This is a genomic window from Frankia tisae (assembly GCF_025403405.1).
Taxonomy (GTDB): Bacteria; Actinomycetota; Actinomycetes; order Frankiales; family Frankiaceae; genus Frankia; species Frankia tisai.
This window is the reverse complement of sequence record NZ_JANEZT010000013.1, coordinates 22,698-37,969: the sequence shown is the minus strand read 5'-3', so window position 1 is coordinate 37,969 and position 15,272 is coordinate 22,698. Positions and strand designations below refer to the sequence as shown.

Here is a 15,272-nt window from a genome sequence, read left to right as displayed (position 1 = left end):
CTGTCGGCGAGGTCACCGGTGAGCAGCAGGACGCTGATCTTCAGCGTGGACGCCTCGATCTGAGCGAGGACCGACGACAGCGCGGCATAGGTGTCGACCTTGTCGTGCAGCAGCTCGCCCGGGCGGATCTCCTGGCGGGTCTGGTCGCGCAACCGCCGCGGCGGCCTGTCCAGCGTGGACCTGCCGGGGCCGTTCTCCTACCGGCGGGAGGGCCGCGGCCGCCGGCGGGCCGAGAGCTGACGCCGGCGGGCCGAGAGCTGACGCCGGCACCGGTGGGGTCCGGTTAGTCGGCGGCGGCCCGCGCGGCTGGTGCGGCTGGCACGGTCGGAGTGGCTGGTGCGGTCGGAGCGGGTTGCCGTTCGGCCAGCAGGACCGCGAGGTCGTCGTGCAGGGCGCCGCCGGCATGGGAGCTGAGGGCGGCGATGAGCCGGTCGAGAGCCTCCTCCTGGCCGCCGCCCCGCACCAGGTCCAGGTGATCGTCCAGGGGGAAGAAGCGTCCCCGGCTGTCCCTGGCCTCGATCAGCCCGTCGGTGAACAGCAGCAGCCGGTCGCCGACCTCCCACTGCGCCGTCGTGACGGTGAACCGCTCGGCCAGCCCGAGCGGGGGGCTGGGCGAGCGCACCTCCAGGATCGACGACCGGTCCGCCGAGACGAGCCGCGGCGGGTGATGGCCCGCCGAGCACATGCCCAGCCGGCCATCGGGATGGATGTCCAGGACGAGCGCGGTGACGAAGTCCTCGGGCCCGGCCTCCCGCCCCACCGCGCGGGCGCACGCCGCCGTCACCTGCTCGGGATCCAGCCAGGTCACCGCGGCCTCGCGGAAGGCGCCGAGCACCACCGAGGCCAGCCGAACCGCCGGCAACCCCTTGCCCCGCACGTCCCCGATGATCACTCGGATGCCGTTCGAGGTGGACACGACCTCATAGAGATCGCCACCGACGGATGCCTCCTGCGCCGCCGACAGGTAGCGGGCGGCGAAGCCGGTGCCGTCGAGCTGGCCCGGGACCGCCGGCAGCAGCGCCCGCTGCGCGACCTCGGCGACGGCCTGGACGCGGTGCAGCTTCGAGCGCTGCCGCTCCCGGTACACGCAGATGTAGACCGCGATCGCGGACTGGACCAGGACCAGAATGATCGCGGCGATGTGCGCCTGCGTGCCGAAGCGGTGGTCCCAGATCCCGGAGATGATCGCCACGGCCACCGTGAGACCGCCGATGCCGGCGGTGATCAGTGGCGGGCAGGCGGCGGCGAGGATCAGCGGCCCGAGGCCGAAGTACCCGGTCAGGGCGACACCGGGGCCCAGATCGACGACGAGGGCCAGGACGAGCACGGCCGTTCCGGCGACGAGTAGGCGCACGTTCTCCGGGTCACCCACGGCATCGGTTCCTGCGGGCGCGGCAGGGTTCGTCCGGGCAGATCGCATGGTTCATTCTCCCGAGCAGACCAGACGTTCGACCACACACCCTCGCAACGGGCCCGGTTGGGTCAGATAAACCTGTCCAGAAGGTCAGGCGGTGCGGGTGGTGCGTTCGCCCGGGTGATGCAGGTGCCAGCGCTCGCGGTCCTCGACCTGCGCGGCCAGCGAGATCAGCAGGGCCTCGCTGCTCGCGGGCCCCATAAGCTGTGCGCCGACCGGCAGACCGGCGGCAGTGCGTCCGGCGGGCACGTTGACGGCCGGCCAGCCCAGCACGTTCCACGGCCAGGCGAACGGGCAGGCCGCGACGATCGCCTGGTCGGTGGCCCAGTTGGTGTCCCGGTTGAGCTCGCCGACGCGCGGCGGGGGCGTCGCCGTCGTCGGCGCGAGCACCACGTCGACCCGGCGGAAGATCCGGCTGATGTTGAGCCGGGCCAGCGGCTCCGCCGCGCGGGTCAGCGGCAGGAACGGGCGCAGCAGGCGGCCGGTCCGCGCGTTGGCCACGGTCCGCGGGTCGAGCTGGGACGGGTCCGGGACGCGCCCGGCCCAGTCGCGGATGCCGTCCATGGACCGCGGAAGGAAGATCGTCCCGAGCAGGCCGTAGGGCGGCTCCACCGGGACGACGTCGTGCCCGAGCTGGGCGAGCACCTCGGCCATCCGCTCCACCGCGGCGCGCACCGCCGGGTCGAGGCTCGCCGGCATCCCGCTGTAGGGGCGGTGCAGCGACAGCCCGATCCGCAGCCGGGGCGGGGGATGCCCGGCCGCGGCCAGGAAAGGCTCGAGCGGTGTCGGTAGCCGGTCCCGGTCGACGGGCAGGCTGCCGACCAGGGCGTCCAGCAGCAGGGCGCCGTCGGCGACGGTCCTGGTGAGCGGGCCGTAGACGGTGAGGCCGTTGAACTGCTCGCGCACCGGCGCGTTGGAGATGCGCCCGCGCTGCGGCTTGATCCCGACCAGGTGCGTCCAGGCGGCCGGGATGCGCACCGAACCCGCGCCGTCCGAACCGATCGCGCCGGGAACCAGGCCGGCGGCCACCGCGGCCGCCGCCCCACCGGAGGAGCCGCCGGGGGAGTGGTCCAGATTCCACGGGTTGCGGGTCACCCCGAACGCCCGGCCCTCGGTGAACGGCCACTGGCCGAACTCGGGCGTGTTCGTCTTGCCGACGATGACGGCCCCGGCGGCCTTCAGCCGCCGCACCATCTCGCTGTCCCGCACCGCCGGCGGGAACTCCCCCATGGCGCCAAACGCCGTCGGCAGGCCCGCGATGTCCGTGTCATCCTTGATCGCGATCGGGACGCCGAGCAACGGGCGGTGCCGGCGGCCCGCCGCCGGCCTGTCTCGACCGGCCGCCGTGGCCGCGAGCTCCGTGTCGGCTGCCACCGCCTCCGCGAGTGCCTCCTGCGTCCGTACCCGGCGGAAGGCGTTGAGGGTCGACTGCGTCGCCTCGATCCGGTCCAGCGCGGCCTCGACGAGCTCGCGGGAGGAAACCTCGCCCCGCGCGAGCCGGGCGGCGAGGACGGCGACGCCGTCAAGCGGGCCATCCCGCTCCGGCTCGACGAGCACCTCAGGCGCGTCCGACATCAGCCACCCCCCTGCCGCATCGGGCCTGCTGCCCGCACCGTAACCGAACCCGGGCCGCTCGCCCTGCCCCTCGCGCGATACCTCCTATTCTCCGTCTCGGTCACCGATTTGGGAGAGCCATGAGGAAGAGAACGGTTTAACGTGCATCACCGCAGGATTCGGGTGATATCGCGCGTGTCGGACAGGTTTTCGTGCCACCGCCGTATCACACGCCCCACATCGTGTTATCAACATCGAGGACGGGGTATCGCCGTCGGCAGAACGGATCGTGAACATCTCGTGGCGATACCGCGGGTCCCGGCGGCCGCCAGGGGGCCTCCCGTGGGCGAGCGGTGCGACCCGCACCCAGGTCCGACCCGCTCCGCTGGCAGGGCCGCCCGGCGGACACAGGCGGTGGCGCTGGTGAGTCCTCGCGGCAGCTCCTCCGACCGGTGCGGGCACCGGCCCGCTCGGCCCGCCCGGCCGGACTGTCGGGGTCGCAAGACCTCGAGACGAAGAAAGACGATCAGGAGGAACCACACGATGTCAGTGGATTCGAACCCGGCCACGCCAGACCCCGCGTCGATCACTCCGCCGGACGGCGCGTCGCCCTCCGCGCTCGACGAGGCCCCCTCGCGGCCTTCCCCGCCTTCCCGGCCTCTTCCGCCCACGCCTACCCCCGAGGCTGCGGCGACGGCGCCTGTGCCGGCTGAGGGCGTGTCGGGTCAGGAGGGCGTGTCGGGTCAGGAGGATGTGTCGGGTCAGGAGGGATCCGGATCTGGTGAGTCACCGAGCACCCGGGAGCGGGTGGCGGTCGGCGCCGCCGAGGTCCGCGGGCGCGTCAACGGCGCGGCTGCGACCCTCGCACCGCACGTCGCGGCGGCAACCGAGCGGACCCGAGGCGCGGCGGAGAAGGCCGCCGGGACGGTGCGGGAGAAGGTCGCCGAGAACCCCCGGCTGGCCGCCGCGACCGAGCGGACGCTCGGCGCCCGTGACCGGGCCGTCGGAACCGTGCGGGAGCGGCTCGCGCAGCACCCGCAGGTGAACGCCACGGCCGAGAAGACCCTCGCCACCAGCGGCAAGGCGGCCCGGTCCGCGGGGCAGCGGGCCCGCAACCACCCGCGGGTCACTGGCGGCGCCCTCGCCGGCACCGCACTGCTGCTGCTGGTTCGGCGAGCCCGTCGGCGTCGCCGCCGCGCCGACTGAGGACCACCTGCCCGAGGTGGGTCGGTCGCCCGTCCCCGCCCCGCTTCCCGCCAGAGTGCCCCCACTCCGACCGGAAAAGAGCACCCATAGCGGTGTTTATGCCGTTCGGGTGCGGGGACAGAAGACTCAACCACCTCGGCAGGGAGAATAAAATGGTCACATTCATTGTCGTCATGATTCTGCTCGGTCTGGTCGCCGGCGCGGTCGCTCGCGTGGTGCTACCCGGACCCGATCCGATCGGTATTCTCGGCACCATTGTCGTGGGCGTCATCGGTTCGTTCGTCGGGGGATTCCTCGGCTACGTCCTGTTCAACAAGGACATCGGTGAGGGCGCGCTTCAGCCGTCCGGCATCATCGGCTCCATCATCGGCGCCATCCTGGTCCTGCTGATCTGGCGCAACGTCGGTGGCCACAGCCACAGCCACAGCCACGGCCGGTCGCATGGTCGCAGCCGCCGCTACGCCCGCCGGTAACGGATCGACCGTCGGTCACGGCGACACCCATAGGTGATCTCCGAGACTGCCGAGAAGCCCGAGGGTCGTGAGGTCGGCACGGCGCGGGAACCAAGCCCGCCCGTGCCGACCTCGCCCGTCGGCCCCGTCCCGCCCGTCGGGTCCCTCCCGATCCAGGTCCCCTCGAGCACCAGATCCCTTGGAACATGAGGTTCCGCCTGCACCACGCTCCTTCCGAACCGCTCTTACTTCGCCGCCGGCACTTCCGTCCCGGCGGCTTTTCGCTGCCCGGAGACAGCCCAGCCGTTCGGAGTGCCGCGACTCGGCAATCCTTGTCACGATGTCGAGGTAGCCGACCGTGTCACGCCAGCGGATGGTGACCCCTTGAGGCCACGGAGGGATCATTTCGTTGTTGTCATCGTCCTCGCCGGCCCCCCATAGCTGGGGCAAGACTCGCACCGGAGCCCTGGGCACCCGGCGGGGTTGCGCCGCACCATGATTGCCCGAGCCCGAGCCCGAGCCCGAGCCCGAGCTGGGGCCCGAGCCGGGGCCGGGGCACGTGATGCGGTTCCGCGGAACGCCGTGGTCGCCGTGGTCGCCGAGGTCGTGGCCGGATGGGCGCCGCACTACCGGTCGTGGTCGCCGGATTCGCGGTTGCGCGGCTCATGGTCCCCGGTGCTGGTGGCGCCGGGGGTGTCCGCGTCCCGCGCGGTCTGCCGCTCGGCACTCGGATCGTCGTGACCGTCCTCGCCGCCATGGTCGGGGCGGTCGTCAGGGGCGTGGTCGGGAGTCTCGCTGAAGTCACGGGCCCGCTGGGCGGCGTCCGGGCTCGCGCCGGAGAACAGGCGCGCGTCGTCGGCGGCATCGGCATGGGGGGGTTGCGGCCCGCCCGCGGCATCGCCGGTGCGGCCCGGACCGGCCTGGTCGTCGGGAGTGCGGGGCATCGGTGGCCGGGGGTTGCCGTCGCCGTCCCGGGTGGACAGGGTGATCGTGGTGATCGGCTCCCAGCCGCGCCGGGTTCCGTCACGCTTGCGGAGTCGGTCGCTCGGCGCGCCGCCGCGGTCATCCCGCTCGCGTACGATCGTGCCGATCGCGCTGCCGTCGCGGTCGCCGGCTCCATCCTGGCGGCTTCTGGCACCGTAAGGGCCGGCACCATTGTGTTGGTCTTCATCGTATCGGTCTTCGTGGCGACGGTCGTCGTTGCGACGGTCGTCGGCCGGGTTGAAGCGGCCGGGGCCGGAGAGATGGGCGGCGGCGTCGAACTCGATGCGGGTTCGCGGCAGGGCCCGGTGATGGTTGCGCTGGAGCCACAACACGAGGGCCTCCCGTACGTGGCAGCGCAGGTCGAAGGTGGTCGGGCCGTCCTTGCCGCTGACCAGCACCCGGATCCGGATGTGGTCCTCGATGGCGTCGGTCACCTGCAGCACGCAGACCCGCTGGTCCCACAGGTCGGTGGCCTCCAGGACCCGGTGCATCTCGGCGCGCATCTCCTCGAGCGGAACCTCCCAGTCGAGGTCCAGTTCGACCGCGCCGAGCACCGCGGACTCCTTGCGGGTCCAGTTCTGGAACGGCGTCGTGGTGAAGTACGTCGACGGCAGGATCATCCGCCGGTCGTCCCAGATGTGGACGACGACGTAGGTCAGGGTGATCTCCTCGATCCGGCCCCACTCCTCCTCGACGACGACGACGTCGTCGACCCGGATGGCGTCGGTGAACGCGAGCTGCAGGCCCGCGAAGACGTTGGCGAGCGAGGTCTGGGCGGCCAGGCCCGCGACAATGCCGACGACGCCGGCGCTGGCGAAGATGCTGGCTCCGGCGACGCGGACGCTCGGGATCGTCATGAGCATCGATGCGCCGGCGATGATCGAGATGATGGCGACGGTCATCCGCCGCATCAGCGTGACCTGGGTGCGTACCCGCCGGGCATGGCGGTTGTCGACCACGTCGACCCGGTAGCGAGCGAGTGCCAGCTCCTCGAAGACGAACGCGAGGACGGTGACACACCAGCCGATCCCGGCGATCAGCAGGATGCCGCAGAGGTGGACCGCCGGCTCCGTCCAGTCCTGTTCGTGGGTGGCGCCCAGGCCGATGAGCAGCGCCACGAGGATCAGGGTCAGCCGAACGGGTCGCCGGCCGCGATGCGCGAGGTCGGCGACGACCTGGGAATGTCGGCCGATGCGCAGGGCGACCCGGTGCAGCAGCGTGGCGGCGGCCACGGCGACGACGACCGCGCTGACCAGGACCGTCAGCACGGCAATCGTCGACTGCATGTTGGAGAAGGAAAAATCGGGCGCGGCGCTTACACGCACAGGCAGGCTCCTCGTCCCTAGTGGGGGCAGGGTTCCTCGGGTGCTCTGCCCGTGATCTGGCGACTCAAGAAGTGATCCGTGCCATAGCCGTCCGGCGGGTAACAGCCCACGGGCGTTCGCGCCAGCCCAGGCCCGGCCATAGCCCACTTCGAGTCTTTTTGGGGCCCGAGCCCTGGCAGCCCACCACGCCCCACCCCCACCGGAAACATCCAGCACGACCCGCGAGTCGCTACCCAGCAGACTTGCCGGGGCCCTGCTCTTCGACCGGACCGCACCGCAGGCCGCCTGAGCTGCCTGAGCTGCCTGAGCTGGTGTCCCGGCCCCGGTGGAGTCAGCGTTCGCGCGGGGGCAGGAAGCGGTACATGACGTAAAGGTCGACGTTGCCGAGCCAGGGGTGGCGGAACGCGGCGGGTAGCGTGCCGACCTGGCGGAACGCCAGCGAACGCCACAGCGAGACCAGCCTCGGGTTGGCGGCGACGACGTGCACCTGCATCGCCTGGTACCCCAGGTCGGTGGCATATTCGATCATTTCTTCGGCAGCCTGGCGGCTCACGCTTTCCCAGTGACCGCCGGCACGCCCACGGGTGGGGGACGCAGGGCCACCGTAGGGCCCGTGGTCGTCGTACTGGCTGCCGCCGGCGCGCGGCCCCCCCTGGTCGATCTGCTTCGGGTCGACCAACAACATGGCCTGCACGACATGGTCGCCGAGACCCGGCAGGCTCGGGGTCAGCAGCGCGGTCGCGACCACGGTCGTCGCACCCAACCCCTCGTCCCGAGCGTTGTCCAGCCCCTCGTCGGATGCCGTGTCCTGCTCCATGACCAGCACCGCGGCCGGCCGCGGGAGCATCCAGACGGCTCGGGCGGTCTCCTCGCCGGTGTCCGGTTCCCAGGGGCAGGTCTCGCCCTCGATCACGACGGCTCGCCAGACCGGCCAGATCGTGTCCCAGTCCTCCGGGGACGCCCGCCGTGTGCGCACCTGTCCGATCCTGCCCGTTCGCGGCATCGTTCGGGTAACGGTGTTGCGACACCGGCCCTCGCGGGCTGGCGCGAGCGCGCCGAGATCTGACCGTGGACGGCCGGCGCCGGGTGGTTAGGGACGGATGGGTCGGTGCCGGGTGGAATCAGCCGCGCGGGATGTCCCGCCAGGGTTTTCCGGTGTCGACGCGGACGTCGCCGGGCAACCGGAGCACCCGTTCGCCCAGGACGTTGCGCAGGATCTGCGACGTCCCGCCCTCGATTGTGTTCGCCCGCGCCCGCAGGAACCGGCGCTGCAGGGTGTCGGCGGGGTCGTCGTAGGAGTCGTAGAGGGTGCCCTCGGGGCCGAGCATGTCCATGCAGAAGTCATAGATCTTCTGGTTCAGCTCGGCGCCGACAAGCTTGCCGATGGACGCCTCCGGCCCAGGCGGCCCGGCGGTGCGAGCGACCCGGGCGCGCTCCCCGGTGAGCCGGTACGCCTCGGCCTGCGTCCACAGGTCGGCCAGCCGCAGCCGCAGCGCCGGGCTGTGCAGGTCGGGCCGGTCCCGCCACAGCCCCAGCGCGTCGGCGATCGTGCCGGAGCCGCGGCCGAGGGCGGAGTCGCCGATCGCGGATCGCTCGTTCATCAGCGTCGTCATCGCCACGTTCCAGCCCTGGCCGACGTCACCCAGGCGCTGGGTGTCCGGGATGCGCACGCCGGTCAGGTAGACCTCGTTGAACTCAGCCTGGCCGGTCGCCTGCCGCAGCGGCCGGACCTCGACGCCGGAGGCGTGCATGTCGACGATGAAGTACGTCAGACCGCGGTGCTTGGGCAGATCCGGGTCGGTCCGGGCCAGCAGCAGCGCCCAGCTCGCCAGGTGCGCGAGGCTCGTCCACACCTTCTGGCCGTCGACCACCCACCCGTCGCCGTCGCGCACCGCGCGGGTCGACAGCCCGGCGAGGTCGGAGCCCGCACCCGGCTCGCTGAACAGCTGGGCCCACATCTGCTCGCCCGTGTACAGCGGGCGTAGCAGCTTCGCACGCAGCTCCTCACCGGCGTGACCGTGCAGGGTCGGGCCGGCCATCCCGACGCCGATCGGGTTGTTCAGGAACGGGTCGGGCCGCCCGCCGGCCGCCAGGATCGCGTCGGCGGCAGCCTGCAGCCCCGCGGGCAGCCCGAGCCCACCGAAACCGACGGGGAAGTGCACCCAGGCCAGGCCAGCGTCGTAGCAGGCGCCGAGGAACTCCGCCGTCGTCGCGGTGGCCGGGTCGATGCCGGCGAGCACCCCGCGGGCGGCCCGTTCGACGCGCCCCCGATCGTCGTCCTGCGAAGTCCCCGCCGCAGCCAGGGCGTCGGCCGTGTCGGCGCTCATCGCCGTCTCCCGCCTGTCATCTGTCACGTCGTCTATGCCACGTCGTCCTGCCTGATGGTCCGCCTGCGTGCTTACGGCGCGCCGGCCTCGTCGAGGACGAGCTGCGCCAGCCGTTCCTGGTGCGTCTCGGCGCTGCCGAACAGGGCCGCGTCGGTGTAGGCCCGCTTGAGGTAGAGGTGCGCGGGATGCTCCCAGGTGAAACCGATCCCGCCGTGCACCTGCACGGTCATCGCCGCGACCTGGGTGAAGGCCTTCGAGCAGACCGACTGCGCGAGGCTTGCCGCGATCCGCGGGTCGTCGGTGCCCTCGTCGAGCGCCCATGCCCCGTGGTAAGCCACCGAGCGAGCCTGTTCGACCAGCACCAGCATGTCGGCACACAGATGCTTGACCGCCTGGAACGACCCGATCGGCCGGCCGAACTGCAGCCGGGTCCTGGCGTACTCGACGGAGAGATCGAGCAGGTACTGGGCGGCGCCGACCTGCTCGGCGGCCAGCAGCACGGCGGCGGTCTCCGCGGTGGTGGCGAGAACGGCCGCGGCCTCCGGCGCCGCGGCGAGCAGCCGGGCCGGGACGTCGTTGAAGCTCACGGTCGCCTGCCGGCGGGTGAGGTCCATCGTCGGCGCGGACTCCCGAATCAGGCCGGCCGCGCCGGCGTTCACCGCGAACAGCCCGACCGCGTCATCGTCGTCGTCCGTGTCCGCGCCGCCGATCGTCGCGGCCACCAGCAGCAGGTCCGCCGCGGCGCCGTCCAGCACATGCGGGACGGATCCGCGCAGCGTGTACCCGGCGGTCGCGGCGCCGTCCGGCGAGGCGGCGCGCTGGTGTGCGGTGGCGGTCACGGTGACGGCGGCCGGATCGAACCCGCCCCTATGCAGCGGCGCCGCCAGCGCGGCGGACGTCCGGCCCTCGACGAGCCCTGGTAACAGCTCGGCCCGCGCCGCGGTGTCGTTCAGCGCGCCAAGGGCCGTGGCGCCGAGGATCACCGACCCGAGCAGCGGCCCGCACACGAGGGCCCGGCCGAGCTCCTCGATCACCACCGCCTGGGAGACCAGCCCGTCGCCGGCGCCGCCGTACTCCTCGTCCGCGGCGAGGCCGAGCACGCCGAGTTCCTCGCCGAGCCGGGACCACACGGCCGGATCGTGGCCGAGCGGCGACGCCATCAGCCGTCGGACCTCCTCCTGCGGGGAGGCCGCCGCGGCGAACGCACGCACCGTCCGGCGCAGCTCGACCTGCTCAGTGGACCAGGCGAACTCCGAGCTCATGGGCCACTCCCCGCATGGACGACAGGACACCTCGGATGCCGGCGTGCTCCCACCAGCGATCCTGCGATCGCCTCCGCGCCCACCCTTGAACCTGACCGGCCCCCGACCCTTCGGCGGGGCCCGGAGCCGACGGGCGGCTGGGCACCAGGATGACGTGCGGAGTGTGAGCTATGCCGCATCTCGCCATCCGACCTAAACAGGTCGCCCAGATCACAGTCAACAGGTGTGGTGAGCGGTCCGATCTGCGGGCCGCGGATCGGCTGCCATCCCCCGTTCGGAGGATGGCCCGATGTGCCCGATCCGGCCGCTCGTCGAATCCGTCCGGCGGAGGATCACTGGAGGCCGAGCGGCGCCGCCGCCGGTTCGCCTGATGCCATCGAATTGTGACTGCCGGTGAACTGCGGCTTTCCGTTCGCTCTGCCGGCCGGCCAGGGCGACTCGAGACGCGGTGGTGAGCCGCGCTGGCAGCTGCTGGACAGACGGGGTGACGGACGACTCGCGCGCACTGTCCGCGGTGTTGTCGGTGGGTTGACGACCTGCCCGTACGCTGCACCTGACGCCAGCCGCGCGGGGCCGGAGCCACGACGGGAGCGACCAACGCATGATCGACGGGGACAACGTGTTCGAGTCGGTTCTGCCCGACCTGTCCAGGACAGGACTCGCCGAGCTCGGCGACCATTCGAACCCCCACCTCCTGCGCGCCCTGGCCAGGCTGCGTCAGGAGGCCGAGAGCCCGACCGCCTCACAGTCAGGGTTCAACTCGAGCGTTCGTTCTGACGACGGTCGATGAACCGCTCGGTGCTGAACTCAGGGCGGCGGAGGGTCGATCTCAAGATCTATACGGACGCCGTTGCGCACTCGTTCGGTACTCGGATGGTCTGATCCGAGGCTTGCTTCGAGATCTGTCAGTGCGCTTTCCCGCACCGCGAGCCCGGTCGATTCCTGGCCCGTCTTCGTCAGGCTGGCGGCATGATTCGCGGCGACAAGCATCGTGAGCGGGTGGCCGTTGCCGAGTTTCGCTCGCAGGTGGGACTCGACGTTCTGGTCGAGCTCATGCGCGCGTATGAAATTGTTCGCATCATAATAGCAGTTTGCAAGATTAGCGGTGCAGTAGAATATGAACGGATGATCCTCCGGTAGAGAGGTCCTCAGTCTTTCGACCGTCTGTTCTGCGAGTTGGATGGCAGTGATCGTGCTGCCATCCAGACGATACGCCATAATCAGTGAATTCGCTGCGGCGAGTGTGTAGAGACTGTCCGGTCCAAGCCGACTGTGGGCGCGCCGGGATGTTTCTTCTGCCAGGTTGCGCGCGGCCGAGGCATCTTGGGCCAGACACAGGTCGCAGACCAGGCTTACTGCGGTTGCCAGAGTCTCCGGATGATCTCGACCGACCCGGGCGCGAAACATGTCGAGGGCGTGGACGGACTCCCTGCGGGCGCGTTCGACCTGGCCGCACCAGCGCAATGAGATCGCATAGTTGCGTAGCGATCGGAGAGTGTCGGCATGATCATTTCCGAGAATATCGCGGCACCGGGCTACCGTCGCCTTCAGGATCAGGAGGGATTCCCGGTACTGGCCGAACTCTCGCAGATCCCGAGCGTGGCTGTCGGCGAACTGGAGTTCGGAGACGACATTTTTGACGCGCAGTCGGCGTACTCTTTCATATACGTCCCGGCTAAGTTCGAGGGCATGCTCGAAATCGCCCACGAAGCGTAGGGACACCGCGAGATTATTGGCAATCTTGATCCTGTCGGGTTCGTCTAGCAAGCCGTGGGCGCGAAATCTTTCGTAGGTCTCCTCGTCCAGCGAGCGAGCCTCCTGGTAGCTGCGCATTCCGCGCAGATCGCCACCCAGCGCCATCGCTGCTCGCAGGGAAAGCGGAGCATCGGGACCGAGAGTGTGCAGCAGTCGCTGCCTGGCCGACTGGTCCAGGCCCCGGGCCTGCTCTGGCTCGCCCAAAGCCCGCAGACTGTCGGCGAGGTCCAAGGCGAGTTCCAGGGTCCGCCGGTCGTCCTCGCCCAGGGTGTCCCGCCAGACGGCGAGTGTCTCGCCGGCGAGCTCTCGGCAGCCGCTGTGATCGCGTTGCATGTACAGGCTGCGCACGAGGTTGGCGACCAGGCCGCAAACCTCCGGCGAGTCGGAACGGGCCGCGCCGGCTGGCCCGATGTGCGGACGGAGTAGAGCATAGCGGGGCCAACTGTCCGGATCATCCGGTTTGCCGGGATTGGCGGCGGCGAGTAGGGTCTGGACCCGGCGGCGGACGTCGGCTCGTCGATCGGGCGCGAGGTCGTCTCGGATCACCGCCTGCACGAGTCGGTGCATCTCCAGGCTCTGGCCCTTCTCATCGACCCGGGCTAGCGCGTGCTCGGTGATGTGCCGTACGGCGGTGGCCAGCGTGATCGGGTTCCGAAACACCTGGTCCCCCGGGTCCGCGAGATCCCGCAGCCCGTCCCCGGTGAAGATCTGCAGGCCGATCGGTTCCGGTCCGAAGAAAGCGCACAGCTCGGCGAGGCGGGCCGCGATGGGAACCTTTTCGCGCAGTCGCTCGACCGACAGCAGCCATGTCCGGGCGACGGGCCGTGGATAGGTGGGGATCTCTCCCTCCAACAGCAGCGGGCCGGGACTGCTGCCGAGGAGACGAAGGTAGCTTTCGGCACTCATCCCGGTCTCGGCGTGCCAGGCACCCGCGTGTTCGAGGGCCAGCGGTAGATCGCCGAGTGCCTCGGCAAGCTGGGCGGCAACCTCGGCGGTCAGCGTGGGTGCCCGCCGACGGAGTAGAGCGATGCTTTCGTCCCGGCTGAACACGCCTATCTCCACGCGTTCCTGGCGTCCCTGCCAGCGTTGGTTCCGGGAGGTGATGAGTACATGTCCCGGGCCGTGCGGGACCAGTGGAATAATCTCGTCGGGGCTGTCCGCGCTGTCAAGGACGAGTAACCAGCGCCGGTACGGAGCGCCTCGGCGCAGAGAGTTCAGCACATCGTCGATCGGCTCGTGGCCCGGCCTGACGGGTAGCCGAAGCTCCCGTGCCAGGCCCGCCAGGCCGCTGCGGACCAGCGCGGGTTGGTCACAGCCCACCCAACAGACCAGATCGTAGGAGGCGCCGAAGCGGTACACGTACTCCACGGCGAGCTGGGTCTTGCCCACGCCGCCGAGACCCTGCAGCACCTGGGCGTGGGTTGGCGCGCCGTCGTTGCCGACGAAGCGGTCGCGGATGTGGGCGAGCATGTTTTCTCTGCCCACAAAGGCAGGATTACGCGCTGGTACGCCTGCCCAGATCTGCGGCGGCGCCCCGGGAAACCGGACGATGGCGGCCACGTCGGCCTGCGGCCGGTCGACCGTCGCGCGCTGGTGCGGGCGACCTACAGCGGCGAGCAGGGCTCGGCGTGCGGGCGCCTCGTCTAAGCCGACGAAATCGGTGTGATCATGGTCGCCGAACTCGGTTGGAATCGCAAAGTCCTCGATGCGCACAGGTAGAAGATGCCGAGCGAGTCCATCCGGGTCTCGGGCGATCGCCCGGCGCCACCTTGCCTGCCCCTGAGCCGATCGGACGTAGGCAGCGGACAGAAGGGCAACCGTTCTGCGCCCAGCGCCGCCATCGGATTCCGCCGAGACACCATCGATCCGACCCGGCGGCTCGGTTGCGACCGGCTCCGGGGTCACGGCGAAGCCGACCGCCGTCAACTCGGTGACGATCCAGTCGGCCCAGTTGCGATCTCCGGCGGCATAGCTGACCACGATGTCGGTCGGAATCGAGATCTGGGTGCGCTCGAAGCCTGCCAGAACGCGGCGGCGTTGCCGCTCGTTCAGCGCGGGCATGGTGTCTATCTCGTGGTCGGTGAGATGAGAGGCCAGCCGTTCGTAGGCGGCGAGCAGCGTTCCCTCCTGGTGCGGCCGATCTCCGAAGACGGCGAGAATCTCCTCGTAGGCGTAGTAAGGCTTGTACGGTATCTCGACGTCACCCCAGTACAGGTCACGTTCGCCTGAATCCAGCTCCTGGAGGAAGACATCAAAGGTTGCCCGAGAGAGATCGCGCCCGAGTTCAAGTTTCTTCTGCTCGCCGTCTTCGACTCGCATCGGGACCGGGAAAATTCGAATATCATGGGAATCGTTGCGGCCGCTGATTGACCGTGCGACGGCGGCCGCACCTTCGATGCTTTGGGTACTGAGTGTAAAACAGTTGACGACTATGTCGGGTAACTGGACTGTGCAGATTCCCGCGGTGTCGCTTAGCCCGGTCCGGCTGTCGATGAGTATCCAGTCGTAGGCGGAACGCATATTCTCTCGAAGGGCATCGATAAAATCGGCGCCGCCGTGCGCATCGTAGAACGTGCTCCAGTCGAACGTGCTCAGGCGTTGAGAATAGGCCGGGTCATGCCGACCGGAACAGACGAAGTCGATCGTCCCGTCCTTCGGGAAGTCCCAATCCAGAGACTCTGCATAGGGAGTGATCGCGGTGGCTCGTTCGAACCAGTCCTCCTCGCCGCGCACCGGTGGGGACATCACCGTCGCGGTGAAGTCCCAGATCAGATCCATTACCCCGCGGGTCGAGCGAAGCTCGGGGTCGTGCAGGAACGGATGGAAGTATCGCTGCAGGCCAGGCGCTTCCAGGTCCCAGTCCACGACGAGGACGCGCCGGCCGTTGCTGGCAAGCAGCCAGGCGATGTTGGCCAGTGCCATCGAGCGGCCGGTCCCGCCCTTGTATGAGTAGAACGTGACGATGCGTCCCAGTAGTGATCCCGTCACCGATA

At 70.2% G+C, this 15,272-nt stretch carries 10 protein-coding genes; 3 read left to right on the top strand and 7 right to left on the bottom strand.

The window, feature by feature from the left end:
- Window positions 1–283: 283 nt before the first annotated feature.
- Together NBZ85_RS02555 and NBZ85_RS02550 are read right to left on the bottom strand one after the other, a co-directional pair.
- Window positions 284–1,420 (bottom strand): PP2C family protein-serine/threonine phosphatase, encoded by a 1,137-nt coding sequence (locus NBZ85_RS02555; RefSeq protein WP_261554167.1) that lies wholly within the window; start codon window positions 1,418–1,420, stop codon window positions 284–286.
- Between the two features lie 84 nt (window positions 1,421–1,504).
- Window positions 1,505–2,989 carry an amidase gene (locus NBZ85_RS02550; RefSeq protein ID WP_261561459.1) on the bottom strand — a complete coding sequence of 495 codons (1,485 nt, stop codon included), beginning with the start codon at window positions 2,987–2,989 and terminating at the stop codon, window positions 1,505–1,507.
- 714 nt (window positions 2,990–3,703) lie between these two features.
- Between NBZ85_RS02550 and NBZ85_RS02545 the strand changes: the two genes are divergently transcribed.
- Both NBZ85_RS02545 and NBZ85_RS02540 read left to right on the top strand, forming a co-directional pair.
- Window positions 3,704–4,174 (top strand): hypothetical protein, encoded by a 471-nt coding sequence (locus NBZ85_RS02545; RefSeq protein ID WP_261561458.1) that lies wholly within the window; start codon window positions 3,704–3,706, stop codon window positions 4,172–4,174.
- A 152-nt stretch (window positions 4,175–4,326) separates the two neighbouring features.
- Complete coding sequence (locus tag NBZ85_RS02540) at window positions 4,327–4,647, top strand: GlsB/YeaQ/YmgE family stress response membrane protein (protein WP_261561457.1); 321 nt, start codon at window positions 4,327–4,329, stop codon at window positions 4,645–4,647.
- Between the two features lie 605 nt (window positions 4,648–5,252).
- On the opposite strand, the gene NBZ85_RS02535 is transcribed toward NBZ85_RS02540, so the two are convergent.
- The 4 genes from NBZ85_RS02535 to NBZ85_RS02520 form a co-directional block, all read right to left on the bottom strand.
- The gene (locus tag NBZ85_RS02535; RefSeq protein ID WP_261560576.1) at window positions 5,253–6,935 is read right to left on the bottom strand and encodes a mechanosensitive ion channel domain-containing protein; all 1,683 of its coding nucleotides are present in this window, start codon (window positions 6,933–6,935) and stop codon (window positions 5,253–5,255) included.
- A gap of 331 nt (window positions 6,936–7,266) precedes the next feature.
- The gene (locus NBZ85_RS02530) at window positions 7,267–7,911 is read right to left on the bottom strand and encodes a GNAT family N-acetyltransferase (protein ID WP_261554218.1); all 645 of its coding nucleotides are present in this window, start codon (window positions 7,909–7,911) and stop codon (window positions 7,267–7,269) included.
- 145 nt (window positions 7,912–8,056) lie between these two features.
- Window positions 8,057–9,262 carry an acyl-CoA dehydrogenase family protein gene (locus NBZ85_RS02525; RefSeq protein WP_261554217.1) on the bottom strand — a complete coding sequence of 402 codons (1,206 nt, stop codon included), beginning with the start codon at window positions 9,260–9,262 and terminating at the stop codon, window positions 8,057–8,059.
- 71 nt (window positions 9,263–9,333) lie between these two features.
- Entirely contained in the window at window positions 9,334–10,524 is a 1,191-nt protein-coding gene (locus NBZ85_RS02520) for an acyl-CoA dehydrogenase family protein (protein ID WP_261554216.1), read from the bottom strand.
- Window positions 10,525–11,125: 601 nt separating this feature from the next.
- On the opposite strand from NBZ85_RS02520, the gene fxsA reads away from it, so the two are divergent.
- Window positions 11,126–11,314 carry an FxSxx-COOH cyclophane-containing RiPP peptide gene (gene fxsA, locus NBZ85_RS02515; protein ID WP_261561456.1) on the top strand — a complete coding sequence of 63 codons (189 nt, stop codon included), beginning with the start codon at window positions 11,126–11,128 and terminating at the stop codon, window positions 11,312–11,314.
- A 17-nt stretch (window positions 11,315–11,331) separates the two neighbouring features.
- Here fxsA and fxsT read toward each other — a convergent pair whose 3' ends face one another.
- Window positions 11,332–15,267 (bottom strand): FxSxx-COOH system tetratricopeptide repeat protein, encoded by a 3,936-nt coding sequence (gene fxsT, locus NBZ85_RS02510; RefSeq protein WP_261561454.1) that lies wholly within the window; start codon window positions 15,265–15,267, stop codon window positions 11,332–11,334.
- Window positions 15,268–15,272: the final 5 nt, after the last annotated feature.

Coding starts and splice junctions, on each gene's coding strand:
- NBZ85_RS02555 (WP_261554167.1), bottom strand. CDS start 1,420: ATGCGATCTGCCCGGACGAACCCTGCCGCGCCCGCAGGAACCGATGCC.
- NBZ85_RS02550 (WP_261561459.1), bottom strand. CDS start 2,989: ATGTCGGACGCGCCTGAGGTGCTCGTCGAGCCGGAGCGGGATGGCCCG.
- NBZ85_RS02540 (WP_261561457.1), top strand. CDS start 4,327: ATGGTCACATTCATTGTCGTCATGATTCTGCTCGGTCTGGTCGCCGGC.
- NBZ85_RS02525 (WP_261554217.1), bottom strand. CDS start 9,262: ATGAGCGCCGACACGGCCGACGCCCTGGCTGCGGCGGGGACTTCGCAG.
- NBZ85_RS02520 (WP_261554216.1), bottom strand. CDS start 10,524: ATGAGCTCGGAGTTCGCCTGGTCCACTGAGCAGGTCGAGCTGCGCCGG.
- fxsA (WP_261561456.1), top strand. CDS start 11,126: ATGATCGACGGGGACAACGTGTTCGAGTCGGTTCTGCCCGACCTGTCC.